The organism is Bradyrhizobium mercantei, from assembly GCF_001982635.1.
In the GTDB taxonomy this organism is placed as follows: domain Bacteria; phylum Pseudomonadota; class Alphaproteobacteria; order Rhizobiales; family Xanthobacteraceae; genus Bradyrhizobium; species Bradyrhizobium mercantei.
The window spans coordinates 249,890-274,469 of record NZ_MKFI01000006.1 but is presented as its reverse complement, the minus strand read 5'-3'; the positions used below and the strand labels follow the sequence as shown (position 1 = coordinate 274,469).

Here is a 24,580-nt window from a genome sequence, read left to right as displayed (position 1 = left end):
TCTTAGGGTCTCGTCATTCCATTCGGATTGGGCGCGCTCTTGTTACCCGCCTTTTGCGCAGGCCGGTCGAGGCGGCGCAGCGCCGACCGCAGGTCGTCAATCATGGTCGCAAAGTCGCGGGTCAGCGCGTCACGACGGCCGACTAGCACATAATCATGGTGCGGCCGCATGAATACGGCATCGACCCGTCTCATCACTTCGCGAAGCCGGCGGCGAATGCGGTTGCGCTCGGTCGCGGTGCCATTCTTCTTGGTGACGGTATAGCCGACGCGGATCGGGCCCTGGTCGTCGCGGCGGCGGCCCTGCAGCACAAAAGCTGTGGTATTCGCCCGTGCGCCATTGGCAACGGCGAGGAAATCCGCCCGCTGCCTCAGCCGATCCATAATGGTATCTCCGGAGAGGAGACGTCCGGGCTCAGGCGCTCAGGCGCTTGCGGCCACGCGCGCGACGTGCAGCGAGGACCTTGCGGCCGCCGGCCGTGGCGAGACGGGCGCGGAAGCCGTGACGGCGCTTGCGCACCAGTTTGCTGGGTTGATAAGTCCGCTTCACGGGTAATTCTCCGCTGACCGGGCAATTTGCCGTTGTATTGAGATGGAGTCCGGTGATGCTGGCAGGCCCAAACGAGCCGGTTACGGCCCCAAAGAGCCGCCCCCGGTCAAGACCGGGCCATCGCGGACAGTTGGCGCGGCTTATAAGGGAGCGCCCTGTTTTCGTCAATGTCACAGCGCGTCGCAAAAAGGCTTCTTTGAAACGTCGCAATTGGGGCGAATATATCTGATTTCGCGGGGTATTTGACGGTAGGAGGACGCTTTGCGGCGGTCCGGGAACCGCCGACATTAGCGATCCGTAATTTGACCGGCTTGGGGGCCGGGCCGCATCTTCCGACCCCTAAGCCAAACAAGGCCTTATCTTGTGGCTCTAACTGACGATCAGGCGACCGCGCAGAACCAGCGGCCCAAGCCGGCCCTTCGGCTCGGGTTGTCGGGCAAGCTTTTGCTGCTGACGATCCCCCTGGTGATGATCGCCGGGCTCCTGATCTACGTGCCTGCGATCGCCAACTTCCGCATGAACCGGCTCAATGACCGGCTGGCCGCCGCCAATACCGCGGCGCTGGTGCTCGATGCCGCCCCCTCCGGCCTGGTGCCGGATTCGCTGGCGCGGCAGATCCTCACCAGCATCGGCGCCCGTGCCGTTGCCATCAAGCTCGGACAGCAGCGCCGCCTGCTCGCCAGCGCCGACCTGCCGGCCTCGATCGACCATGACGTCGACATGCGGAGCATGACGGTGTGGTCGGCGATCGTCGATGCGTTCGAGATCATGCTGGAGCATGGCGACCAGACCATTCGCGTGGTCGGCCCCGCGCCGGGCCAGGCGCAATTCATCGAGGTCGTGATCGACGAGAAGCCGCTGCGGCAGGCGATGTACCGCTTCTCGCGCAACGTGCTGGTCGTCGCGCTGTTGATCGCCGGCCTCACCGCCGGCCTGGTCTACCTGGCGCTGCATTATCTGTTCGTCCGTCCGATGCGGCGGCTGACCGCGAGCCTGGTCGGCTTCCACGAGAATCCGGAAAGTTCGGCGCGAATCATCGTGCCGAGCCAGCGGGGCGACGAGATCGGCGTTGCCGAGCGCGAGCTGTCGGACATGCAGCGCGACCTCGTCTCGATGCTGCATCAGAAGAGCCGGCTCGCGGCCCTCGGGCTTGCCGTTTCCAAGATCAACCATGACCTGCGCAACCTCTTGGCATCCTCGCAATTGCTGTCGGACCAGCTCGCCAGCGTGCCCGACCCGCGGGTGCAGCGCTTTGCGCCGAAATTGCTGCGCTCGCTCGAGCGCGCCATCGCCTTCTGCCAGTCGACGTTGTCCTATGGCCGTGCGCAGGAGGCGGCACCCGACCGCCGCGTCATCATGGTGGAGCCCGCGGTTGCCGAGGTGCGGGAATCGGCCGGGCTTGCGACCGATGTCTCGATCACCTGGATCAGCGCGATCGAGCGCGGGCTGACCATCGACGCCGATCCGGACCAGCTGTTTCGCGTGCTGCTCAATCTGGTGCGCAACGCGACGCAGGCGCTGGAAACCCGGCCGGACAGCGATGGCGGCGCCCAGCAGATCCGGATCACCGGCCGCCGCGAGGGCACGGTTGCGATCATCGAGGTCTCCGACACCGGCCCCGGCGTGCCGGCCAAGGCGCGCGAGCATCTGTTCGAGGCGTTCCAGACCTCCGGCCGTCCCGGCGGCAGCGGGCTTGGCCTCGCGATCGCCGCCGAGCTGATCCGCGCCCATGGCGGCCATATCCACCTGGTCGAGGGCACCATCGGCGCCACCTTCCGGATCTCGATCCCGGATCGCCCGGTGGAACTGCTGTCGGTCCGCAGCGAGCGGGCGAGGGCGTAACGGGGTCCCGGTATTCCGGGGCGGCTCAAACCGGAGCCGAAATTGCCGCTTCCAGACCTTGCCAACCGGACCGGGAGCCTGTAGCTAGAGCGCTCTTTCGCGACGTTCCGGGGCTCCCGGAGCCATCCGGGCTTCAAGCCTGACCCGCGAAAATGCGCCCGTAGCTCAGCTGGATAGAGCATCAGACTACGAATCTGAGGGTCGGACGTTCGAATCGTTCCGGGCGCGCCATTCATCTTTGTTTTCATTGGGTTTTTAAGGCATGCGCCGCGCGGCGAGCGCGCCATGCCGTGGTCGCCTGCGGCGGGCGCGGGTCAAATATTTGTGCGATGCGGCATGTTGTTATTGCATTGCAACAAAGTGAGTCTATGTCTGCTTCTCAAGTCCGATTGAGGAGCCTTCAAGTGACCAAGATTTCCCTCTCCATCATTGCCGCCACCCTCGCGATCGCGAGTGCAACGGTCGTGTCGGCTGCGGAGCTTCCGACTTACGAAGCCGCGGGCCTGCCGATCTCGCCGATGCAGGCCGGCGTGCTTGGTGCCGCCAATGCAAACGAGCAGGCGCCGGCAGCCGCGACGTCGGCCACGCCGCACCAGCTCAGCGTGCTGACGCCGCGAAACAAGATCACGACCGCGCGGGCGTCGGTCCGCACCGACCGCTCGCTGCACTGACCGGCATAGCCGTCTCCGACAAAAGCCCGCGACGACGTCGCGGGCTTTTTTTGTGCCGTACAAATCGCGGCGTGCGCCAGCAGAGTTGGGCGTTGAACGACTGGCGTTAACCGCCCGTAAAACCCCTGCTTGCGCCCGCCCGGGCGTTGGGAAAAAATAAGCCTTTCAGCCCATAGGCTACCAAATTGTTTTTATTCCTTTTGACCATCCTATTGAACCGGCGAGGCGTCCCTCATGCCGACTGAGATTTCAAACGCCGTCTTCTACGCGGCGGTATTTCTAGGGGTCGTCTACACCAGCCGTATCCTGGAAAAGAAGTGGCCTATTGCAGACGTTCCCTATGGCGAGTTTCGCGATGACTGGGTCGCGGTCATCGTGAGTGTCGGCCTGGAGAACATGCTCGCTCCGCTCGCGGCGATCAGCGCGGCGGCGATTGCGAGCTATGCCGGGCTCGGTTGGATCAAGCTACCGACTGAAGGCTACTGGTGGTACGTCTCGTTCGCCATCGTCGTCGTCGCGCTCGATCTCTACAAATACACGTACCATCGTCTGCAGCACGCGATCCCGTTTCTGTGGGCGATGCATTCGTTCCATCACAGCGCGAACGGCATCACGTTCATCACCGGCGCCCGGCACTTCTGGCTGGAGAGGGTGCTGAGCGACGCCTTTCTTCCAGTCATGGCGATCCTGTTTCACATCCCGGCGAACATGGCGATTGCCGTGGGATTTATCTTCTTCATTCCCGATGCGTGCGCGCATCTCAACGTCCGCATCCCGCTCGGCCGCTATGTGACATGGATCAACAATCCGCAATGGCACCGCATCCATCACTCGGTCCATCCCGAGCATCGTGACAAGAATTTTGCCGCGTTCTTTCCGCTGCTGGACATTCTGTTCGGCACGGCCTGCGTGCCGAAGCCGGACGAGTATCCCGCAACAGGCCTTGTGCCTGCCGAGCGGGTGGACTTCATCAACAGCGTGATCTGGCCGATCCGGCATCTCCGCCGTCGGAAGTCTCAGAATGAATTGAGTGAAGCGGCTCCTGGTGCTGTTCCCCCGGTTGCCGGGATCAGCGGGCCTTAAGTCGGCGACGGCTTCTCACTTGCCCATCCGCAAGCCCTTGGTGGTGAAGCGCTGAGTCCGGTTGTCCGGGCGCAGCGGTCGTCGCGTGCCGGCGGCCTTGCCGGTGCCGGGCGGCTGGTGTGCGGGCACGAGCTGGTCGGGGCGCGAGCCGATCAGATCGGCGCGGCCCATCTGCTTCAGTGCCTCGCGCAGCAGCGGCCAGTTGTCCGGGTCGTGATAGCGCAGGAACGCCTTGTGCAACCGGCGCTGCCGGAGACCCTTGATCGCCTCGACCTTGTCGCTGGCGCCGCGGCGCACGCCGCGTAGCGGATTGACGCCGGTGTGGTACATCGCCGTGGCGGTCGCCATCGGCGAGGGCAGGAACGTCTGCACCTGGTCGGCGCGGTAGCGGTTCTTCTTGAGCCACAGCGCGAGGTTCATCATGTCCTCGTCGGTCGTGCCCGGATGCGCGGCGATGAAATACGGGATCAAATAGTATTTCTTGCCGGCCTGCTCGGCGGCGGCATCGAACATCTTCTTGAAGCGATTGTAGGCGCCGATGCCCGGCTTCATCATCTTGTCGAGCGGGCCGCGCTCGGTGTGCTCGGGCGCGATCTTCAGGTAGCCGCCGACGTGATGGGTGACGAGCTCCTTGATGTATTCGGGGCTCTCCACCGCAAGGTCGTAGCGCACGCCCGAGGCCACCATCACCCGCTTGACGCCCTTCACCTCGCGCACCTTGCGATAGAGCCGGATCAGGTCGTCATGCGAGGTGTTGAGGTTCGGACAGATCTCGGGGAAGACGCAGGACGGCCGCCGGCATGCCGCCTCGATCTTGGGATCCTTGCACGCCATCCGGTACATGTTGGCGGTCGGTCCGCCGATGTCGGAGATCACGCCGGTGAAGCCCGGCGTCTTGTCGCGGATGCGCTCGATCTCGCGCAGGATCGAGCCCTCCGAGCGGTTCTGGATGATGCGGCCTTCGTGCTCGGTGATCGAGCAGAAGGTGCAGCCGCCGAAGCAGCCGCGCATGATCGTTACAGAGAAGCGGATCATCTCCCAGGCCGGGATCTTGGCGTCCTTGTAGGAGGGATGCGGCGCACGCGCGTAGGGCAGGTCGTAGACGGCGTCCATCTCGGCCGTCGACAACGGGATCGGCGGCGGATTGAGCCACAAATCGCGGTCGCCGTGACGCTGCACGAGTGGCCGCGCATTGCCGGGATTGCTCTCCCGATGCAGCACGCGCGAGGCGCGGGCGTAGGCTTCGCGGTCCTGCTCGACCTGCTCGCAGGCCGGCAGGCGGATCACGATGTTGCCGGGCTGGCGCGATGCGCCCTCGTCGGCGGAGTCGAGATCGTCGGCATGCAGCTCGGCGTAATCCTCGGGCACGCGGCGGAACAGCGCGACGCCCCTGATCGAGTCGAGATCGCGCGGCGCTTCACCATTGGCGAGCCTGTGCGCCACCTCGACGACGGCGCGTTCCGCGTTGCCGTAGAGCAGAAGGTCGGCCTTGGCGTCGGCCAGCACCGAGCGGCGCACCTTGTCGGACCAATAGTCGTAATGCGCGATGCGCCGCAGCGACGCCTCGATGCCGCCGAGCACGATCGGCACGTCCTTGAACGCTTCGCGGCAGCGCTGCGCGTAGACGATGGTGCAGCGGTCCGGCCGGCGGCCGCCCTCGCCCTCCGGCGTATAGGCGTCATCGTGGCGCAGCCGCCGGTCTGCCGTATAGCGGTTGACCATCGAATCCATGTTGCCGCCGGTCACGCCGAAGAACACGCGCGGCTTTCCCAGCGCCTTGAATGGCTCGGCCGACTGCCAGTCGGGCTGCGCGATGATGCCGACCCTGAAGCCCTGAGCCTCCAGGAGCCTGCCGATGATCGCCATCCCGAAGCTCGGATGGTCGACATAGGCATCGCCCGTCACCAGCACGATATCGCACTGGTCCCAGCCGAGCGCCGTCATCTCGGCGCGGTTCATCGGCAGGAATGGCGCCGGCTTGTCGGGGCGCGCCAGATGGCGCGGCCATGACGTCAGGGACATATCGGCGGTGGCGAGGCTGTTCATGGCGACCACGCATAAGACGCCCGCGTCGTGAATTCAACCAATCAGCGCGCCGCGCGGCCCGGTGGCGTGTTGCGCCTCCCGACGAGTTCCGCCCCTGCCCAGCGGGGCCGGAATGACGAGCAGAAAATCACGTCGATATCTCAATGGCATAAAAGATGGTTGCCGGGCCTTCCGATCGGGCGACCGGGTGAGGGCTGGCGGGGGCTGGAGCATGCAATCTCGATCGGATCCGTAGAACCTGCTCGGGCTGTCCGGCGACAAACACCGGGAGATCGCCATCGTCGCGATCTGGGAGAGTGAAAGATGTCGGACAGATCGGTACTCGCCTGTTTGGTCGGCGCTGCCGTGATGCTCGGTGCGCTCGGCGCGACCGTCCATGCGCAGACGCCGTCGAGCTGCAAGGAGCCGAAGACCGGCACCGACCGCGTCCCGATCTTCTCGCCACCGCTCGCCAATGTGGTGACGGGCAAGGGACGGCTGCAATTCTACTCGGCGCCGAATCTGCACTGCCCGATCAAAGGGGTGTTCGTCATTCCGAACGACGAGCTCGTCGCCTATGCGCAAACCAATGACGGCTGGTCGTCGGTGATGTACCTCAATCCGCGAGGCGGCAACGACGTCTCGGGTTGGGTGAGGTCGGCTAGGTTGAAGGCGACCGGGACCGTCGGTCCAAAGCAGTAGCGGGCGACCCACGTGGTGGGCACCGTCTCGCGCCGCGCTGCCCGCTTGAGCGACTCCAGAACGGATCCAGCTTTCGGCGATCAATGGATCGCCGCGTACATGATCTTCTCCTCGGTGGCTTCGAGCGCGGAGAATTCCTCGACCACCTTGCCCTGGCGCGAGACCAGGATGCGGTCGGACAGCGCCATGATCTCGGGCAGATAGGACGAGATCACCACGACAGCCTTGCCCTCGTCGGCGAGCTGGTTGATCAGCTCGTGAATCTCGACAATGGCGCCGACGTCGACGCCGCGGGTCGGCTCGTCGAAGATGATCAGCTCGGGCTCCTGCACCAGGGATTTTGCGATCACGACCTTCTGCTGGTTGCCGCCCGACAGCTCGACCACCTTAGCCTCGTCGCCGATGGCGCGAACCTTCAGCCGCTGGGTCCAGGTCTTGCCGACCGTGTTGGTCTCGCGCCGCGACAACATCATGCGGCCGCCGGGAAACTTGGAGAGCAGGCCGAGATAGATGTTGCGGGCGATCGAGGCGGTCTCGAAGAAGCCCTCGACCTTGCGATCCTCGGTCACATAGGCGATGCCGGCTTTCACCGCCGGCGCCGGAACCCGGTAGCGCACCGGCTTGTCGTGCAGCAGGATCTCGCCGCCGTGGAAGAAGTCGCGCTTCAACACACCGGAGACGATCTTGAAGGTCTCGGTGCGGCCGGCGCCGACCAGGCCGAACACGCCGGTGATCTGCCCGGCAAACACCGACAGCGAATTGTTCTTCACCATCGGCGCCATCTTGAGGTTCTGCACTGTCAGCACGCGCGCGCCGGCCGGCCGGACGCTGGCCTTGCGCGCGCCATACAGCGTGTTGGAGAGGTCGCGGCCGACCATCGCCTGCACGATCGCCGCGCGGTCGAATTTTGCCGCATCGTCGGTGATGACGTGCTTGCCGTCGCGCAGCACGGTGATCCGGTCCGCGAGCAGCAAGGCCTCTTCCAGCGCGTGCGAGATGAAGACGATCGAGACGCCACGCTTCTTGAGGTCGCGGACCAGGTCGAAGAAATACTTCTTCTCTTCCGGCGTCAGCGATGCGGTCGGCTCGTCGAATATGATGACCTTGGCCTTGTGCAGGACCGCGCGCGCGATCTCCACCATCTGCTTCTTGGCGGCGCCGAGCCCGCTGACGGTCGCGGTCGGGGTCACGTCGAAATTCAGCGATTGCAGGAATTGCTGGGCGGCGATGTAGATGCCGCGCAACCGGTTGTAGAATTTCTCCTGCCCGAGGAACAGATTCTGCGCCACCGTCATGGTCGGCACCAGGCTGTTCTCCTGGAACACCATGGCAATGCCGAGATTGCGCGCCTCGAGCGGCGTGCGCGGCGCGACGTCCGCGCCGTCGACCGTCATGCTGCCCGACGTCAGTGTCACGACGCCGGCCATTACCTTGGTCAGCGTCGACTTGCCGGCGCCGTTCTCGCCGACCAGCGCGTGGATCTCGCCGCGGCGGAGATCGAAGTCGACGCCTTCGATGGCGGGCACGCCGGCGTAAAGCTTGGTGGCCTTGCGCAGCGAAAGCACGGTGTCGCTCATGAGCCAACCTCCTCGGCAAGCCCGGCGAGGGGCAGTTTCAGCACGCGGCCCGGTCCCTTGGCGATCAGCACGAGGTCGCCGCCCAGCTCGAGCGCCGCGACGACGCCGTGATTGATGCCGTCGACGCGGCTATGCAGCGAGTACAACGGCTTGCCGTCTTCGCCGAGCCGGATGACGAGCCCGTAAGAGCGCGGCGGCGCCCACGGCTTGATGACGCCCATCGTCTTGATGTGCGCGCCCTGCATCGGCTCCTTGAACGAGAAGCCCGAGCGCAGCCGCGGCGCCACCCAATAGGCCGGGTCGATCTCGGCCATCATGCGGCGCCGGTAGGCCGGCTCGCGCAGCACGAACTCGATCAGCTGGGTGCGCGCGGTGAACGCGGTCAGCCAATAGCCGCCGCCGGAGGCCTTCGACAGCCGCGACGGATAGACCGGGAGGTGACCGAGCACGATCTGCGGCGCCTTGCCGTCCGCGACGAGAACGAGACGATGCCGCCAGCTCTCGCTGACCAGCACGCCGTTGCCACGTGCGCAGGCGCCGAAAGCGTAGCCGAGCTTTGAAGCCAGCGGCTTCATTGATCCGGTCTTGGGATCGAGCCGGAACACGCGGCCGCTCCGGTTCAGCTCCATCAGGTCGCGTGCCCAATCGTCGATCCCGCAGGTCGCGGAGCCGTCGGTCGCGATCAAAGTGCCGTCGGCTGCCAGCGACAGCGCGTTAATCGCGTTGAAGGCGGCGTCGCTGAACGTTACGCCCGGCTCGCCCGAGGAAGGATCGGCATAGAGGCGTACCTCGCGGCCGCCGAGCGCGACCGCGATGCCGCCGTCGGCGAGCGCGCAGAGTGCCGAGATCGGCTGCTCGAAGCTGCGCAGCTCGATAGCTGTGCCACCGTCGAGCCGCAGCAGGCGCCGGCCGTCGGCAACATAGAGGTTGCGGCCGTCGGTTGCGAGGTCTTCGGGCGCCTCGCATTCCAGCAAGGTCGTCGCGGCTTCGAGTTTTTGATTCGGCTTGAGTGCGCCGTCGAATGACGGCACGGTGATGGTGGCCTCGCCACGGCCGAGAAAGCGGTTAGCGAATTCCCTGACGGCCGCGATCACGACAGCTTCCCCCAGCGCTTGTCATACTGCACGAAGTTCGGGTCGGCGTTCGTCAGCTTGTAGCGGCCGATCCGGTTGTTCATGATGCCGCCGAGATAGAGATAGCCGCGATGCTCGCGCATCGAGGTGATCATCGGATGGTTCTCGCCGCGCAGATCCCAGAACGATTCGAGGATCTTGCCCTGCTCGTTGAACTTGACGACGCAGCCGGTGTTGATGTTCGGGAACAGCCATTCGTCGACCGGGACGCGCTTCGCCATGCGGCGGCGGAAGCCCGGCATCTTCCAGGCGAGATCGAGCGAGGGACTGCGCATGCCGACCAGCGCCAGCCAGTAATTGCCGTCGGAAGCGAGGTTGATGTTATCAGGGTAGCCCGGCAGATTGTCCATCACGACCTCGACCTGGCCCTTCTTCGGCCCTGCAAACCACAGCCGCTTGATCGAGCAGCCGAAGGTTTCGGCGAACAGGATCGACACCCCGTCGCTGGCGACGCAGATGCCGTTGGGGAATTTGAGGCCGCGCAGCGCGGTATGCGTGGCGCCGGTCTTGGTGTCGTAGCAGATGATGCGACCGTTGCCGCGTGCCTCGAGGCCGTCGATCGGCCATTCGTCCATCTCGTAGCGCACGGTCGCCTCCGAGAAGAAGATCAGGCCGTCATCGGTGATGTCGAGGTCGTCGGCCAGCCGCAGCCGGCTGTCGTCGTTCACCGAATGCATGCTGCGATTGGTCTCGTCGGTTGCCTTCTCCACGGTGCCGTCGGGCGTGATCCGGTACAGGCCCATGCCGCCGATGCAGACATAGAGATTGTCCTGCCGATCGAACGCCATGCCGAGCGGCTGGCCGCCGATATGGGCGAACACCTCCATCCGCTGATAATCGGGCGCGAAGAAGCGCATGATGTCGCCGTGGCGCGAGCCGGCATAGAGATTGTTGTTGCGATCGAGGATCACGTCCTCGGGCGCCTCGATGCGGCCGAGCCCGATCAGCTCGACGTCGCGCAGCTTGTCGTTCTGCTCGAATGGGCCGCCCTGGCCGATCTCGGTGGCAGGCGGCGGCGGCAGCGCGTGATAGGTCGGCGCGACATAGACCTTGCTGATGATGCGGGTGCGGTTCTTCTGCCAGCGGATGTCGACCATGGCGGCGACCAGCAGGATCCCGGCGAGCGCCATGCGGTTGATGCCGCCGCGCGCATTGAGCGTGGTCAGGCCGTTGGTGATGAGAAGCACGATCAGCACTCCGACCAGAGATTTGGCGACCGAGCCCTTGCCGCCGCCGAGCGTGATGCCGCCGAGCACGGTCGCGGTCAGCACGATCACCTCGAGGCCGACGCCGATGTCGCCGCCGACGGTGCCGAGGCGCGCGGCAAAGAACAGCGCGGCGATGCTGGTCAGCACGCCGCTCGCGACATAGCAGAGCGCGATGGTGCGGCGAACCGGGATGCCGGAGTTATAGGCCGAGCGGCGCGAGCCACCGATCGCGGTGATGTGCCAGCCCGGGCGCAGCCGGGTCATGAAGATATGACCGAAGATCGCGATCGCGATATAGACCAGCGCCACGCTCGGAACGCCGAACACGTCACCGCCGCCGATGAAATTCCAGGACGGGATGTCGGGAAAGGCCGCCGCGATCGCATTGGAATAGCGCTGGATCAGGAGATCGAACGCGGAGCGGTAGATGATCAACGTGATCAGCGTGGTGATGAAGGCGCGGAGCCGCAAGTAACCGATCAGCACGCCGTTGACGGCGCCGAGCAGTGCGCCGCAGGCGAGGGTGGCCACGACGACCGCAGGCACCGGCCAGTTCAGCACGTCGAGCAGATAGAGTGCGCAGAAATCCGTCAGCGCAAAGATCGAGCCGACCGAGAGATCGATGCCGCCGACGATCACCACCAGCGCCATGCCGAGGCCGATGAAGCCGATCTCGCCGGCCTGGCGTGCGGTGTCGGCAAGGCTCGCCGGTGACAGGAAGTGATCGATGGAGCGGCTCAGCGCGAAGCCGACGATCAAAAGCAGGATCACCGGAATTGCCGTCTCGGTCCAACGCTTGGACAGGATCTCGCCGAGAAGATGATCCGGCCAGTAGCGGTAACGCAGGCTCGTCAAGGTGTCGCGCATCGGCATTCCAGCAAGGCGTTGGATTTGGGAGATCGACGTCCCGGGCGTCGGGCGCCCGGGACGTCAAGCGGGAATGGCCGGGTTACTTCTTCAGGTCACTGAGATTCCAGCACGCGGTCTGGCTGTCCGCGTTCTCCTTGGTGATCGGAATCAGCGTGGTGTATTCCGAGCCCTTGATCGAGCCGGCCTTGGCGCCCGACGACAGCAGCCATTTGATCGTGCCGGCCATCTGCGCGGCCTGGGTCGGCACGTCGTAGCTCAAATTGAGGTCGAAGGCGCCGGACTTCACCAACTCGCAGGCGCCCTTGCGTTCGCCGCCGCCGGAGGTCGCGACGAACACCTTGCCGGTCAGGCCGGCTTCCTTCACCGCGGCCGCGGTGCCGATGTCCATGCCGTCCCAGAAGCCGACGATGCCGCACAGATCGGGATTCTGCTTCAGCACGGTCTGAGTGATCGCCTTGGCCTTCGCCGCATCCCAGTCGGCGGCCTGGCTCGACACCACCTTGATCTCCGGATGCTTGGCGAGCACGTTCTCGACGCCCTTGAGCGTGTAGGCGCTGGCGGCGGCCGAGAGAGCTCCCTGCACGACGGCGATCTTGTTCGACTTGCCCTGGCAGGCCTTGACCACGGCTTCGGTGTCCTTCTCGCCGATCTCGATCCAGTTGGCGCCGACGAAGGCCGAAGAGCGATAGGCCGATCCCATGTTGATTTGGATCACGTAGATGCCTTCGTTCTCGGCGCGCTGCAGCAGCTTGGCGTAGGTCTGCACGTCCGGATTGTGGATCACCATCACGGCCGGCTTCTCCGAGATGAGCGAGGTCACCGCCTGCGCGCCGGCATTGGTGTTCCAGTTGGGATCGCGGATCTCGAACTTGACGCCGTAGGGCTCAAGCTCCTTCTTCATGCCGGCGTACCAGCCTTCGGTGAGGTCGAAGTTCATGGCCACTGGAACATAGGCCACCGTCTTGCCGGCGAGCGATTCCTTGAAGGGCTTCTGAAACGGCTCATCCAGGCCCTGCTGGGCCAGAGCCGGGGCGGCGATGGCTGCGAGCCCGAGCGCTGCGGCGATCACCTTTGCAGTCCTGACGGCGTACTTCATTGCTTCCTCCTTGGTCGTGATTGATCGTTCTCTGGCTTGGTTCAGATGTCGCCCTGCTGTGCCGTTTCTTCGTTGCGCGGATTCAGGAATGAATCCGTGATGACGGCGAGCAGCAGGACGACACCCTTGACGAGATTCTGGCCGGCGTAGGAGATGTCCATGATGGTCATGCCGTTCAGCATGGTGCCGATCAGCAGCGTGCCGATGACGACGTTGAGCACCCCGCCGCGGCCGCCCGACAGGCCGATGCCGCCGAGCACGACGACCAGAATGACGTCGTAGATCAGCGTCGAATTGAAGATGCGGGTCGGCATCGAGTTGACGGAGGCTGCCATCACCAGGCCCGCGAAGCAGCCGATCAGCGCCGCGACGACATATTGCAGCACGATGATCGGGCGCGAGGGGATGCCGGTGACGCGGGCCGCATAGGGATTGTCGCCGATCGCGTAGATATAGGCGCCCCAGCGCGTCTGGCGCAGCAGGAAGGCAACCACCAGGCAGGCGATCGCGAACATCACGATCGAGGTCGGGATGCCGAGGATGGTGCCCTGTCCGAGCCGCTCGAAGCCCTTCATGCCGTCGCTCCACTGCACGACGTCGAGCTGGAACAGTGCGGCCTGCCCGAGGCCGGCGAGCAGCAGGCCGGTCGCCAGCGTCGCAAACAGCGAGGGAACCTCGGCGTAGGCGATCAGCCAGCCATTGACCAGGCCGAACGCGATCGTGAGCAGCACGGCCGTCAGCAGCGAGGCCGGCAGCGAGTGGCCGTTCTGCACCATCTGCAGCACGAGCCCCGGAGGCACCGCGAGTGCTGCGATCAGCGAGATGTCGATGCCGCGCCCGATCACGACGATCGCCATCGCAAGTCCGAGGATGCCGAGCACCGCCACGTTCTGCAGCAGCGTCAGCATGTTCTCCGGCGTCAGGAAGCCGCGCAGGAAAATCGAGAACGCCACGAAGAGCATGGCAAAGACGGCGAAGACGATCTCCTGTTGATTGAACCGCAATCGCTTCATTGCCTCGTCCTTCCTGCCTTCTATGGGTGCGCCGTCTGCCGGGATCTCGTGCGGGCGCTGGCCGCGACGCGGCCGGGCCGCGCCTTGCCCGCGACCGCGGCGTCGGCGAACGCGCTCACGGCGCTGATGTAGGTTTCGATCGAGGTGCCGCGTCTGCGGTACTTGGCGCGTTTGACGTACCAGTCCTGCAGCAGCGGCTTGATCAGCGAGGCCGTCAGCGTGATCTGATCGATCGCGAACACGCCGCTGGCGACGCCCTGCTTGAGGACGCCGGCGATGATCTTCTCGGTCATCACCTCCATCTCGATGGCGCGCTGGCGCTCCGCCGGCGGAAACGATTTCGCTTCCATGAAGCAGAACACGAACCAGGGCTGCATCGCCTCGCTCATGCGGACATGGGTCGCGATGATCCAGTGCAGATGCTTGCGCGCGTCCTGCTTCACGTCGGCGGGCGGCTGGTTAAGGACCTCCGCCACCGTCTCGGCGACCTCGCCGAGGATCATCGACAGCAGCGTCGGCTTGCTGTCGAAGTAAGTATAGAGGCCGCCCATGCTGAGGCCGGAGGCCTCCGCAAGCTGGCGCAGCGTGGTGGCGTGAAAGCCGTGCTTGTTGGAAAGCGTGAGGGTGGCGCCGATGATGCGCGTCAGATTCGGAACGGCGAGATGCGGTTTCTGGACCCGAACGGAATCGCGATGCCGTTCGAGGATGCGTGCGCAAAGCACGTCCATCGCGAACGCATTCGTCCCCGGCCGCTGACGCGCGAGACCCACGTTGCCTCCCTGGCTGTGGTCCCGGACCATTTCATTTTGTTGCTGGTCCGGGCTGGGCTTTGAGCCCTTGATCAATTCGTAACCCACGAACCGGCGTCGGGAAAAGGGGGGTGCTCGAATTTTCTGAGAGAGCGCTCGCTCGTTTTTCGGGCCGGTGCCGCGTGGCCTAGCTTGGACGCGGCGGTGCTTCGGCGGGCGTCGGGAACTTTTCACGCTGAAAGCACAGCACAAATTTCCGGCGCCCTGGTCGAATGACATGCCAGTTAGACGGCCGTCACATTCCAGATATAAAGAACGCTGGGTCGCTGGCCGGAAGGCTATCCCGCACAGACATGCTGGCCGAATTTCACCCGCGGTCACTTTGGGCCGAAGCAAGGTTATGACGGCAGTTGGATCATATGCACGCGCGGGCGGCGCTGCGATCAGCGTCGATGTTCCGGGGGCCTCCGTAAGGTCGCGGCATCTGTTCGGGATCTGCGCTGCGCTGCTGATCAGCAGCATCTGCGCGGTCGCCGCGCAGCAGCGCGAGATCGTTGCCGCATCCGCGCCGATCCAGTTCAACATCCCGGCCCAGCAGCTTGCCGGCGCGCTGCAGGCTTATGGCGAGCGAACCGGCGTTCAGGTGCTCTATGAGAGCAATTCGGCGACTGGCCGGAAATCGACCTCGGTCGAGGGAAGCCTCACGCCCGAGGACGCGTTGAACCTGCTGCTGACGGGAACCGACCTGAAGGTCCAGTATATTCGTCCTGATGCCATCACCCTGGCTTCGCGCAGCGTGCGTGCCGACCGTCCGCCGGCGAGCCCGCTTGCGACCGCGGATCTGTCGCTGGGCACGCTTCAGGTGCGTGCCACCAGTGACAGCAGCGACACCGGCGCGTTGCGCGATTACAGCGAAAGCCTGCAACTCGACATTCAAAAAGCGCTGCAGAAGAATATCGGCTCGCGCGGCGGCAGCTATCAGCTCGTGGTCGACCTGTGGATCGACCCCTCGCGCACGATCCAGCGAACCCAGCTGTTGCGGTCGACCGGCGATCAACGCCGCGACGCCGCCGTGACCGCGGCGCTGCAAGGCCTGACCGTGAGCCGAACGACGCCCGCCAATGCGTCGCAGCCGGTGCGGATTGCGATCCGGGTTAAATCGTTCCAATGAGTGCCAACGACACCAGTGGATCTGATGGGGTGCGCGGCATGAGTCCGATATCCCTGCTGTTTCGTCCCGAGGATCCCAGCGCCTGGACCTCGGGCGAGGTCCTGCGTCTGCTCCTTGTGCCGGCTATCGCGACGCTGCTGTTCGTCGGTGGAATCTACTGGATCCAGCTGCAGCCGCCGGCCGGACCGGCAAGCCGGGAGCAGAGCTCGATCGTGCAGGTTCGCTTGCTGCCGAGCCCATCGCCGGCGCCGATACCGGTTGCGCCGGTGTCGCAGCCGCAAACCGCGACGCTCGCCAGCCGGACCGAGGTGTCGCTGGAGAGTTCCGATCCGCCGCTCGACAATCTGACCGCGGCCCCGGCGCGGGAGCCGATGCCGGCGGAGCCGGCCGTGCCGAGCCTGCGTCCGACGCCATCGCCTGCCGATGCGCCGCCCAACAGTGTCGCCGTGAAATTTCAGCAGGCGCTGCTTCGCCATGTGGCGCGCTACCAGCGCTACCCGAACGCGGCGCGGCTCGGGCGGTTGCACGGGGCGGTCGAGACGCTGTTCTCCATGCAGCGCGACGGCACCCTGCTCGAGGTCTGGGTCAAGACCAGTTCCGGAGAGGCCGTGCTCGACAAGGCCGCCGTCGACGCGATCCGGCGCGCGCAGCCGTTGCCGTCGATCCCGTCGGCGCTGCCCGACCGGCTCAACATTCAGATCACGCTGGTGTTCGACCCGGCCTGATCCGAGCGCGCTATCGTTGTCCCCGAGCGTTTATCCATCTTTTGGATGTGACCCCGCTGCACCAGCTTGCGTGTCGTTCGGTGTCGACTTGTTACCGTCATAAATGTGTTGTGCGCGGCCGTTACGAGATTGGCAGCTTCAAGAACAATTCAATCTGGATATCGGGCTGGTGTCTGGGAGGCCGCGGAACGTGGCTGAAATCAATCGAATGCGGCTGCGGGGCCAGCTTGCAGAGAACTACGACGGCCTCGTCAAGAAATTGACTCGCCGTCTGGGATCGTCGGACTTCGCTTACGAAGCCCTGCACGAGACATTCCTGCGGCTGGAGCGGGTCACCGACGCGGTGCCGATCCGCAGTCCCGCCGACTATATTTTCCGCATCGCAATCAATATTGCGAGGGACCGTCAGAAGGCGCAGAATCTTCGGGTCAGCGCCGCCGAAATCGATTCACTGCTCGACGTGAAGGACGACGGACCGAGCCCGGCGAGGATCGTCGAGGCGCGCTCCGATATCGACGCATTCAAGCGGGCCCTGGCCGAATTGCCCGAGCGGCCGCGTGACGTACTTTATAGTATTACGATCGAGGGCCGCTCGCCGCAGGATGTCGCGACCCGCCTCGGTGTCAGCGTGAGAACGGTGGAAAGCGATTTGAAGCTGGCCTTGAGCCATTGTGCCGATTGCCTCGACTATACTTTGATCCGCCGTCTCGGTGGTCCGCGCCCCCGTTCGTGATCGAATTTCGCCGCGTGGCCGTAATGCCCGCTGGTCAGCGGTCGCGAGCCTTCGAAATTCGTTGCGGAGGATTATTTGCAGCGGCTGCAGGCGCTTGACCTTAAATCAGGAGGAACGGGCTGCAGGAATTTCAACCTCTATTCTGCGGGATAGAGGGCTTTCAGTCGTCTATCGAATAGAGAGCGATCTCATGAGGGACCGTTGGGGTGCCCGGGAAAGGTTCGCTGGAAGTGTTGAGCCGCTTTAAAACAGGTTCGGACGCAATTGACCCGGCATGCGATCGCCGCGCTGACTTCCGCTGCGCGACGCGGCGCAAGCCGCGATTGCCGGATGTTTCTGCTTGCGTTGTGCGCAACGGCCGATTGCGGTGCCCTGCTGCCTTCGGAATCGTCTATATAGCGACCTTCGCTATGTGCTCGACGCGATCGGGAGGTTGAGGTTTGGCGAGCAGGGTGATGAGCAATCCGTCGTGACCGAGCCGACCCGCACATCCGGGCCCGATCCGTTGCTGGATGAGGCGCTTGACTGGGTTGTTCGGCTGAAGGCCGGCGCGCCGACCCGCGCCGATGTCGACGCGTTGCAGCGCTGGCGCGCGCAAAGCCCCGACCATGAGGAGGCGTTCAGGCAAGCTGCCCGGTTGCTCCGCACCGCGAGCGCCGCCGCTAGGGAGCTCGCCGACGAAAAGGCCGCCACGGCCGCCGTCGTGGCGTTGCCGTCGCGGGCGGCGCGCCCTTTGACACGGCGCATTGTGCTCGGCGGCGCGATTGCCGCCGCGGCCGGCTATATGATGATCCGTCCGCCACTCGAGATGTGGCCGTCGATCGAGGAGCTCTCGGCCGACTACCGCACCGGAAAGGGCGAGCAGCGCAAGGTGATGCTGGCGCCCGACATTTCGGTCGAATTGAACACCCAGACCAGCCTTGCGCTGCGGTCCGCGCCGAATGAAACCCGGGTCGAACTGATCTCGGGCGAGGCCTCCGTGGTCGCGCGAAGGTCGTCGTCGACGCCGCTCGTGATGCTGGCGCGCGACGGACGCATCAGCGCGCTGCAGGCCGACTTCAACGCACGCTGCATCGACGGCGTGGTTTCCGTGACGTGTCTCGACGGTATCGTCACTGTCGAGCAGGACGGCCGCTCCGTGCAGCTTCGCAAGGCCGAACAGGTGACCTATTCGCACGCCGGACTGCAGGCATCGCTTCCGGTCGATGCCAAGCAGGTCGCAGCCTGGCAGACCGGATTGTTGATCTTCCGCGACCGGCCGCTGGCGAATGTCGTGGACGAAGTGAACCGGTATCGCGCCGGAAAAATCATCATTACCAACGCGGAACTGAAGCGCCGGCTCGTCAACGGCACCTTCCAGGTCGACAAGCTCGACAATTTCGTCGCCCAGGTCGAGCAACTGTTCGGCGCACGGATCACATCGCTGCCGGGCGGTGTGGTGCTGATGAGCTGACCCGGAGCATGATCCGGAAAAGTGGAAACCGGTTTTCCGAAAAAGATCATGCTCAAACAAGGAGATGAGATCATGATGCGATTCCGTGGAAGCGCATCATGATCTAGAGCGCTTTCGAGCGAAGCCTGTCCCGCACCGATGCGGGATGGATACCACTGCGCGCGAAGAAAACGCGTCGAAAAAGATCTAGAGCCGAACGAATCGACCCGCGTCGCTCGAATTCCTAACAAACCAAAAATTTCTTCCGCGATGCCGCAGAATCTTTTGCGGGTTTGCGCTCGCCCAGACGTCTTCTGAGTAAGGCGTCGTCATCGCGGCCTTCGTCGCGATGGCGCGCGTCTGCGCGAACTGAGTGGGACGTCTGTGCGTAGTCGAAGAGATCATTGGATTTTTGGGCATCGTCCGCGATGCCGGATCGGGTTGCGCGTGTCGGCTGCGGCACTTTCCGTGGTCGGCTCTGTGGTAGCCATTGTCCCGGCGCGCGCAGCGAAGGAAGCAGCGAAAGATTCCGCCGCTGCGGCTGCCGCTCCCGCAGCGGGCAAGCAGCCGGCTCAGGCGAATGCACCGGCGCCAAAGCCGACGGCGCCGCTGCAGCGCTTCGACATCGACGACTTCGCGGTGCAGGGTGCCGACAAGCTGCCCCAGGTCGAGATCGAGGAGGCGATCTATCCCTTCCTCGGTCCGAACAAGACCTCGGAGGACGTCGAGAAGGCGCGCGCCGCGCTGGAGAAGGCGTATCACGACAAGGGCTTTCAGACCGTCAGCGTCGCGGTCCCGCAGCAGAACGTCACGGGTGGCGTGGTCACCCTCAAGGTAACCGAGCTGAAGGTCGGGCGGTTGCGGGTCAAGAACTCGCGCTATTTCGATCTCGACCGGGTCAAGGACAGTGCGCCTTCACTGAAGGAAGGCACCGTTCCCAATTTCAACGATGTCACCAAGGACATCGTGTCGCTCAATCAATGGCCGGATCGTCGCGTGACCCCGGCATTGCGCGCCGGCGTGGCGCCCGGCACGGTCGACGTCGATCTCAACGTCGAGGACAAGGCGCCGATCCACGCCAGTCTCGAAGTGAACAACCGGCAATCGCCGTCCACCACGCCAAGCCGCGTCTCCGCCACCGTGCACTACGACAATCTGTGGCAGCTCGGCCACTCCTTGAGCTTCACCTACCAGGTCGCGCCGGAACGGCCGAGCGACGCCGAGGTGTTCTCCGGCTCGTATATGGCGCGGATCCCGAACGCCGACTGGCTCAATCTGCTGTTCTACAGCGTCAAGTCGAACAGCAATGTCGCGACCATCGGCGGCACCAATGTGGTCGGTCCGGGCCTGATCATCGGCGAGCGCGCGGTGATCACGCTGCCGACCCGCGAAGGCCTGTTCCACACGCTGTCGGTCGGCATGGACTACAAGCATTTCGACCAGACCGTGAATCTCGGCACCGACGGCTTCTCGTCGCCGGTCACCTATTATCCTGTCGTCGCGAGCTATGGCGCGACGTTCCAGCAGGAGAAGTTCACGACGCAGTTCAACGCCGGCATCACCTACAATATCCGGACGTTGAGCAGCCCGTGGGACGAGTTCGACGCGAAGCGCTTCAAGGCTTCGCCGAGTTTCACCCATTTCAACATGGACGTCTCGCATACCCAGGAGTTGCCCGAAGGCTTCCAGCTCTACGGCAAGGTCCAGGGCCAGATCGCTGACGGTCCGCTGGTCTCGAGCGAGCAGTTCAGCCTCGGTGGTCTCGACACCGTGCGCGGCTATCTCGAATCCGAAGTGCTCGGTGACAACGGTGCCGTCGCCAATCTCGAGCTGCGCACGCCTAACGTCGGCAGCATGCTGCAGGGCGAGCTCAAGAGCGAAACCGGTGACGGCAAGCCGCGCTTCGTCACCTTCAACGATTGGCGCTTCTTCGCGTTCTTCGATGCCGGCTACGCAGCGATCCAGCAGCCGCTTCCGGACCAGCAGCCGTCATTCGTCGAGTGGAGCTACGGCGTCGGGACGCGATTCAAGTCGTTCGATTATCTCAACGGCATGGTCGCGTTCTCCGTGCCGGGGGTTACTCAAGCATACACGCACGCCAACAGTCCGCGCGTGAATTTCCGAATCTGGGGTGAATTCTGATGGGGATGGATCTTACTCTCGCGCGACGCGCGCGCCGGCTGGCGCTGCGCCGAGGCATTGCGAATGTCGCGACGGCATTGTTGTTCGGGCTCGTCGCCCTGGTGACGTCGCTCGCACCGGCAAACGCCTGGTGGAACGACGAATGGTCGCTGCGCAAGAAGATCACGATCGATGCCTCAGCGTCCGGCGCCAACGTCACCGATCCGATCGGGACGACGCCGGTGCTGGTCCGCCTGCATGTCGGGAATTTCCGCTTCAGCTCGGCAAAGGACGACGGTAGCGATCTCCGCTTCGTCGCCGGTGACGACAAGACGCCGCTGAAGCATCACATCGAGAAGTTCGACTCCCTGCTCGGCGAAGGCCTGGTCTGGGTGGCGGTGCCAAGCCTCGCGCCGGGCGCGCGGACCGACATCTGGCTCTATTACGGCAACAAGAAAGCGCTCGCGACCAGCGATCCCAAGGGCACCTACGATCCGGATACGCTGACGGTCTATCACTTCAACGAGCGCGGCACGCCGGCGATCGATTCCTCGGTTTGGGCCAACAACGCCCAGAGCGTCGGCCAGCCGGCAGATGGTTCGCTGATCGGGACCGGCCTGCGGCTCGACGGCCGTGCACCGGTGACCGTGCCCGCCTCGCCGTCGCTTGCATCGCCCGATGGCGCGGCGCTGACCTGGTCGGCCTGGATCAAGCCGGCTGCGCTGCAGCCGAACGCTGCGCTGTTCAGCCGGCGTGACGGCGTCAATGCGCTGGTGATCGGTGTCGACAACGGCAGCCCGTTTGTCGAGGTCACCAATGCAGGCTCCGTGCAGCGCTCGACCGCCGGAGCACCGGTGGCGGCCGGCAGCTGGCATCATGTCGCTGTCGTTGCCGCAAACGGTCAGGTCACGCTCTATCTCGACGGCGCATCCTATGCCGCGCTCAGCGCGAGCCTGCCGGCTCTCAATACTGTTGGCCTGATCGGAGGAGACTCGTCGACCTCCAGCGCTTCTCCGATCGCGCCTGCGACGGCCCCGTCCGCAGCAACACCATCAGTGCCCCCTGATGCGTCGGCTGCGGACGGTGGAGCCGCGCCGGCGGCGACGCCTGATGCTTCGGCCACGCCGGCACCGGCGGCCGCTGCCGCGATGGCCGGCTTCGTCGGCGACATCGACGAATTGCAGATCAGCAAGGTCGCGCGTCCCGCCGGACTCATCAAGGTGATGGCGATCGGGCAGGGCCCTGACCAGGCCAAGCTGATGGCCTTCAGCGTCGACGAGGAAACCGCAAGCTGGTTGTCCGGCTACTTCGCGGTGATCCTGAAGTCGGTGACGCTCGACGGCTGGGTGGTGATCGGCATTCTCCTGATCATGGCTGCGATCAGCTGGGTCGTGATGATCGACAAGGCCTCGTACCTCAACAAGCAGGCCAAGGCGAACGCCCAGTTCATGAAGGGCTTCCGCGAGATCGCCGCCGATCTCACCATGCTGGATCGCGGCGATGCCGACGATGTCTCGACGCTGGGCGGACGCCTCACCGAGGCCGACGCCAAGATGATGCGGTCGTCCTCGCTCTACCGCATCTATCACATCGGCGCTGCCGAAATCCGCCACCGCTTCGGGACCAACAATTCGCAGCGCGTGCCGGTGCTGTCGGCGGTCTCGATCGCGGCGATCCGCGCGGCGCTCGATAGCGGCGTCGTCAAGGAGATGCAGCGGCTCAACCGCTTGATGGTGGTGCTGACGATCGCGATCTCGGGCGGTCCGTTCCTCGGCCTGCTCGGCACCGTGGTCGGCGTCATGATCACCTTCGCGGCGATCGCGGCGAGCGGCGACGTCAACGTCAACGCGATCGCGCCCGGCATCGCTGCGGCGCTGGTCGCAACCGTCGCCGGTCTCGGCGTCGCGATCCCGGCGCTGTTCGGCTACAACTACCTGATCTCGCGGATCAAGGACCTGACCAACGACATTCAGGTCTTCGTCGACGAGTTCGTGACCAAGATGGCGGAGTTCTACTCCGCCGACCGGCCGGACCCGATCGAACACCGCATCGCCGCGGAGTAACGGCGATGCAGATCCAGGCCGATTCCAAACCCTATGACGACATCAACATCACGCCGATGCTGGACCTCGCCTACGTGCTGCTGGTGATCTTCATCATCATGACGACGGCGACCGTGCAGGGACAGAAGGTCAATCTGCCGAAGGCCTCGGCGGCGCCGAGCCTTGCGACCCAGACCACCAAGGCGATCACGGTCGCGAATGACGGCAAGATCTTCCTCGACACGATCCCGGTCACGTTGCCCGAGCTCGAGCAGCGGCTGATCCAGCAGAAGGCGCTGACGCCGGAGTTTCCCGTGGTGCTGCGCGGCGATGCGCAGGCGCAATACCAGAGCGTGATGGATGTGTTCGATCTGCTCAGCCGCATCGGCCTGAGCCAGGTCGGGCTCGCCACCAAGCCGCTCGTGAAGTGAGCCGGCCGGGAAGCGACGCCATGATCACACAGCCGGCACCATTTCCCCTTACCGAGCGCAGGACCCTGCGGTCGTGGCTGAGCGGCATGATGCGATCATTCGATCCCGGCTGCGATGCCGCAGACCGCGAGCGTGCCGTGTCCGTACAGCCGGGATCGATTCTTGCCGGCTTTGGTTCCGGGCTGTCCGAGCCCGAGCCGCGCGAACAGGCGCGCGGCGAGGTCGTGGCATTTCCGGTTCATGGCGAGGCGCTGTTGGTCAAGCTCGCGGATGTGCTGCGCCGGCATGTCGCGGGGCGGCAACCCGCTGAGAATCCGCTGCGGCTGACGATCTCGCGATGCCCGGGGACCCGGCTCGCGATCGATGCCGCGGCCCATGTCGATTATCTGAGCGAGTCCGAGACCTTTCAGGCGGCGATCGAGGCCGGCCCCGACACTTGGGTCATCCTGAAGACCACGGATTTCGACGCGCTCACGAGCTTCGTCACGCAATACGTCAATGACAGGCTGACCAACCGCGCCTCGATGGAAGCTGCGCCATGAACGCGCCGATGCGGGACCAGAACGCGCAGGCGGCGCGTGCCACGCCGTCCGCTCAAGATCACGATGCTGCCGCCACGTCGGCAACCGCGGTGGCGCCGCCGGCGCCTGCCCGCAGCTCAGCCGCCCGCAAGGGCGAGCGCAGTGCCTTGCTGCGTTACGGCGCGGTGGTGGCGCTGGTCGCGCTGTTCCTTGGCGGTATCGTCTATTTCTTCCTTGGTCATGACGATCTGCCGCCGCCGCGCCAGGTGCGCGACCTCACCATCGTCAACGTGACGCTGCCGCCGCCTCCTCCACCTCCGCCGCCACAGCCGCAGCCCGAGCAGAAGATGATCGAGCAGCCGAAGATGGCGGAGCCCGAATTCAAGGAAGAGAAGCCGGTCGACAAGCCAAAGGACGAGCCGGCCAAGGACGCCAAGAACGACGAACCGCCCGGGCCGCTGTCGCTCGACGCGAAGCCGACCGGACCCGGCGATCTGTTCAATCTCGGCGGCAAGCCCGGCGGCAGCCCGTATGGCGGAGGCGGCGGCGGCGGCAGCCGCTTCGGCTGGTACGCCACGATCATCACCTCGCAGATCGAGGCCGCGATCCGCGCCAATCCGAAGACCCGCAACATGGCCACGCAGATCCAGGTGCGGCTGTGGGTGGACGGCTCCGGCCACATCACCCGCGTCGTCCTGACGCCATCCTCCGGCAGTCCGGAGGTCGACGCGGCGCTGCGCAACGAGGTGATCGGCAGCCTGACGCTGCGCGAACCGCCACCCAAGGACATGCCGATGCCGGTGGTCACGCGCGTCACCGCGCGACGGCCGAGCTGACAAGACCAACCAACAAACGAACTTCAATGTGCGAGTGAGAACTGGGGGAC

General features: G+C 64.7%; 22 protein-coding genes and 1 tRNA gene. 14 read left to right on the top strand and 9 right to left on the bottom strand.

Annotated features, from left to right (window positions below; genetic code table 11):
- Nucleotides 1–2 precede the first annotated feature (2 nt).
- Together rnpA and rpmH are read right to left on the bottom strand one after the other, a co-directional pair.
- Nucleotides 3–383, bottom strand: a complete 381-nt coding sequence (rnpA, locus tag BI327_RS28045; RefSeq protein ID WP_076864516.1) for a ribonuclease P protein component — start codon at nucleotides 381–383, stop codon at nucleotides 3–5.
- Between the two features lie 31 nt (nucleotides 384–414).
- Nucleotides 415–549 (bottom strand): 50S ribosomal protein L34, encoded by a 135-nt coding sequence (gene rpmH / locus BI327_RS28040; RefSeq protein ID WP_008542748.1) that lies wholly within the window; start codon nucleotides 547–549, stop codon nucleotides 415–417.
- 363 nt (nucleotides 550–912) lie between these two features.
- On the opposite strand from rpmH, the gene BI327_RS28035 reads away from it, so the two are divergent.
- The 4 genes from BI327_RS28035 (at nucleotide 913) to BI327_RS28020 (ending at nucleotide 4,145) form a co-directional block, all read left to right on the top strand.
- Complete coding sequence (locus tag BI327_RS28035) at nucleotides 913–2,391, top strand: sensor histidine kinase (RefSeq protein WP_076864515.1); 1,479 nt, start codon at nucleotides 913–915, stop codon at nucleotides 2,389–2,391.
- Between the two features lie 154 nt (nucleotides 2,392–2,545).
- Nucleotides 2,546–2,622: transfer RNA gene (locus BI327_RS28030), tRNA-Arg, on the top strand.
- A 173-nt stretch (nucleotides 2,623–2,795) separates the two neighbouring features.
- On the top strand, nucleotides 2,796–3,062 hold the full coding sequence (locus BI327_RS28025) for a hypothetical protein (RefSeq protein ID WP_076864514.1): 267 nt from the start codon (nucleotides 2,796–2,798) through the stop codon (nucleotides 3,060–3,062).
- A 234-nt stretch (nucleotides 3,063–3,296) separates the two neighbouring features.
- The gene (locus BI327_RS28020; protein WP_076864513.1) at nucleotides 3,297–4,145 is read left to right on the top strand and encodes a sterol desaturase family protein; all 849 of its coding nucleotides are present in this window, start codon (nucleotides 3,297–3,299) and stop codon (nucleotides 4,143–4,145) included.
- 15 nt (nucleotides 4,146–4,160) lie between these two features.
- Here the strand turns inward: BI327_RS28020 and BI327_RS28015 are convergent, their stop codons facing one another.
- Entirely contained in the window at nucleotides 4,161–6,191 is a 2,031-nt protein-coding gene (locus BI327_RS28015; RefSeq protein ID WP_076864512.1) for a YgiQ family radical SAM protein, read from the bottom strand.
- 303 nt (nucleotides 6,192–6,494) lie between these two features.
- On the opposite strand from BI327_RS28015, the gene BI327_RS28010 reads away from it, so the two are divergent.
- The gene (locus tag BI327_RS28010; RefSeq protein ID WP_076864511.1) at nucleotides 6,495–6,872 is read left to right on the top strand and encodes a hypothetical protein; all 378 of its coding nucleotides are present in this window, start codon (nucleotides 6,495–6,497) and stop codon (nucleotides 6,870–6,872) included.
- Nucleotides 6,873–6,952: 80 nt separating this feature from the next.
- Here the strand turns inward: BI327_RS28010 and BI327_RS28005 are convergent, their stop codons facing one another.
- The 6 genes from BI327_RS28005 to BI327_RS27980 form a co-directional block, all read right to left on the bottom strand.
- Nucleotides 6,953–8,449 (bottom strand): sugar ABC transporter ATP-binding protein, encoded by a 1,497-nt coding sequence (locus BI327_RS28005; protein WP_076864510.1) that lies wholly within the window; start codon nucleotides 8,447–8,449, stop codon nucleotides 6,953–6,955.
- Complete coding sequence (locus tag BI327_RS28000; protein ID WP_076864509.1) at nucleotides 8,446–9,543, bottom strand: hypothetical protein; 1,098 nt, start codon at nucleotides 9,541–9,543, stop codon at nucleotides 8,446–8,448. Before BI327_RS28000 ends, BI327_RS28005 begins: the two co-directional genes overlap by 4 nt.
- Complete coding sequence (locus BI327_RS27995) at nucleotides 9,540–11,663, bottom strand: ABC transporter permease (RefSeq protein ID WP_076864508.1); 2,124 nt, start codon at nucleotides 11,661–11,663, stop codon at nucleotides 9,540–9,542. The genes BI327_RS28000 and BI327_RS27995 overlap by 4 nt, the downstream gene beginning before the upstream one ends.
- A 76-nt stretch (nucleotides 11,664–11,739) precedes the next feature.
- Nucleotides 11,740–12,756: a sugar ABC transporter substrate-binding protein gene (locus tag BI327_RS27990; protein WP_076864507.1), complete on the bottom strand. Its 1,017-nt coding sequence runs from the start codon at nucleotides 12,754–12,756 to the stop codon at nucleotides 11,740–11,742.
- 41 nt (nucleotides 12,757–12,797) lie between these two features.
- Nucleotides 12,798–13,769: an ABC transporter permease gene (locus BI327_RS27985; protein ID WP_076864506.1), complete on the bottom strand. Its 972-nt coding sequence runs from the start codon at nucleotides 13,767–13,769 to the stop codon at nucleotides 12,798–12,800.
- Between the two features lie 20 nt (nucleotides 13,770–13,789).
- A complete protein-coding gene (locus BI327_RS27980; RefSeq protein ID WP_076864830.1) occupies nucleotides 13,790–14,497 on the bottom strand; it encodes a TetR/AcrR family transcriptional regulator in 708 nt (235 codons plus the stop codon).
- 421 nt (nucleotides 14,498–14,918) lie between these two features.
- On the opposite strand from BI327_RS27980, the gene BI327_RS27975 reads away from it, so the two are divergent.
- The 9 genes from BI327_RS27975 (at nucleotide 14,919) to BI327_RS27935 (ending at nucleotide 24,530) form a co-directional block, all read left to right on the top strand.
- A complete protein-coding gene (locus BI327_RS27975) occupies nucleotides 14,919–15,689 on the top strand; it encodes a secretin and TonB N-terminal domain-containing protein (RefSeq protein WP_083742242.1) in 771 nt (256 codons plus the stop codon).
- Between the two features lie 38 nt (nucleotides 15,690–15,727).
- On the top strand, nucleotides 15,728–16,414 hold the full coding sequence (locus BI327_RS27970; RefSeq protein WP_245334960.1) for an energy transducer TonB family protein: 687 nt from the start codon (nucleotides 15,728–15,730) through the stop codon (nucleotides 16,412–16,414).
- A gap of 208 nt (nucleotides 16,415–16,622) precedes the next feature.
- Nucleotides 16,623–17,147 (top strand): RNA polymerase sigma factor, encoded by a 525-nt coding sequence (locus tag BI327_RS27965; RefSeq protein WP_076864504.1) that lies wholly within the window; start codon nucleotides 16,623–16,625, stop codon nucleotides 17,145–17,147.
- A gap of 469 nt (nucleotides 17,148–17,616) precedes the next feature.
- Nucleotides 17,617–18,600, top strand: coding sequence for a FecR family protein (locus BI327_RS27960; protein ID WP_083742260.1), 984 nt, complete (start codon nucleotides 17,617–17,619; stop codon nucleotides 18,598–18,600).
- 426 nt (nucleotides 18,601–19,026) lie between these two features.
- Nucleotides 19,027–20,721 carry a ShlB/FhaC/HecB family hemolysin secretion/activation protein gene (locus tag BI327_RS27955; protein ID WP_394329888.1) on the top strand — a complete coding sequence of 565 codons (1,695 nt, stop codon included), beginning with the start codon at nucleotides 19,027–19,029 and terminating at the stop codon, nucleotides 20,719–20,721.
- A 5-nt stretch (nucleotides 20,722–20,726) separates the two neighbouring features.
- Complete coding sequence (locus tag BI327_RS27950) at nucleotides 20,727–22,763, top strand: DUF2341 domain-containing protein (protein ID WP_076864502.1); 2,037 nt, start codon at nucleotides 20,727–20,729, stop codon at nucleotides 22,761–22,763.
- A gap of 5 nt (nucleotides 22,764–22,768) precedes the next feature.
- Complete coding sequence (locus BI327_RS27945) at nucleotides 22,769–23,173, top strand: ExbD/TolR family protein (RefSeq protein WP_021079532.1); 405 nt, start codon at nucleotides 22,769–22,771, stop codon at nucleotides 23,171–23,173.
- Between the two features lie 20 nt (nucleotides 23,174–23,193).
- Nucleotides 23,194–23,715, top strand: a complete 522-nt coding sequence (locus tag BI327_RS27940; RefSeq protein ID WP_245334959.1) for a hypothetical protein — start codon at nucleotides 23,194–23,196, stop codon at nucleotides 23,713–23,715.
- Nucleotides 23,712–24,530, top strand: coding sequence for a TonB C-terminal domain-containing protein (locus tag BI327_RS27935; protein WP_245334958.1), 819 nt, complete (start codon nucleotides 23,712–23,714; stop codon nucleotides 24,528–24,530). Before BI327_RS27940 ends, BI327_RS27935 begins: the two co-directional genes overlap by 4 nt.
- The last annotated feature ends 50 nt before the right edge of the window (nucleotides 24,531–24,580 follow it).

What these genes read in the sequence shown, in the direction of transcription:
- rnpA (WP_076864516.1), bottom strand. Translation starts at nt 383, where the DNA reads ATGGATCGGCTGAGGCAGCGGGCGGATTTCCTCGCCGTTGCCAATGGC.
- BI327_RS28020 (WP_076864513.1), top strand. Translation starts at nt 3,297, where the DNA reads ATGCCGACTGAGATTTCAAACGCCGTCTTCTACGCGGCGGTATTTCTA.
- BI327_RS28015 (WP_076864512.1), bottom strand. Translation starts at nt 6,191, where the DNA reads ATGAACAGCCTCGCCACCGCCGATATGTCCCTGACGTCATGGCCGCGC.
- BI327_RS28010 (WP_076864511.1), top strand. Translation starts at nt 6,495, where the DNA reads ATGTCGGACAGATCGGTACTCGCCTGTTTGGTCGGCGCTGCCGTGATG.
- BI327_RS28005 (WP_076864510.1), bottom strand. Translation starts at nt 8,449, where the DNA reads ATGAGCGACACCGTGCTTTCGCTGCGCAAGGCCACCAAGCTTTACGCC.
- BI327_RS27995 (WP_076864508.1), bottom strand. Translation starts at nt 11,663, where the DNA reads ATGCCGATGCGCGACACCTTGACGAGCCTGCGTTACCGCTACTGGCCG.
- BI327_RS27990 (WP_076864507.1), bottom strand. Translation starts at nt 12,756, where the DNA reads ATGAAGTACGCCGTCAGGACTGCAAAGGTGATCGCCGCAGCGCTCGGG.
- BI327_RS27985 (WP_076864506.1), bottom strand. Translation starts at nt 13,769, where the DNA reads ATGAAGCGATTGCGGTTCAATCAACAGGAGATCGTCTTCGCCGTCTTT.
- BI327_RS27980 (WP_076864830.1), bottom strand. Translation starts at nt 14,497, where the DNA reads ATGGACGTGCTTTGCGCACGCATCCTCGAACGGCATCGCGATTCCGTT.
- BI327_RS27975 (WP_083742242.1), top strand. Translation starts at nt 14,919, where the DNA reads ATGACGGCAGTTGGATCATATGCACGCGCGGGCGGCGCTGCGATCAGC.
- BI327_RS27970 (WP_245334960.1), top strand. Translation starts at nt 15,728, where the DNA reads ATGAGTCCGATATCCCTGCTGTTTCGTCCCGAGGATCCCAGCGCCTGG.
- BI327_RS27965 (WP_076864504.1), top strand. Translation starts at nt 16,623, where the DNA reads ATGCGGCTGCGGGGCCAGCTTGCAGAGAACTACGACGGCCTCGTCAAG.
- BI327_RS27950 (WP_076864502.1), top strand. Translation starts at nt 20,727, where the DNA reads ATGGATCTTACTCTCGCGCGACGCGCGCGCCGGCTGGCGCTGCGCCGA.
- BI327_RS27945 (WP_021079532.1), top strand. Translation starts at nt 22,769, where the DNA reads ATGCAGATCCAGGCCGATTCCAAACCCTATGACGACATCAACATCACG.
- BI327_RS27940 (WP_245334959.1), top strand. Translation starts at nt 23,194, where the DNA reads ATGATCACACAGCCGGCACCATTTCCCCTTACCGAGCGCAGGACCCTG.
- BI327_RS27935 (WP_245334958.1), top strand. Translation starts at nt 23,712, where the DNA reads ATGAACGCGCCGATGCGGGACCAGAACGCGCAGGCGGCGCGTGCCACG.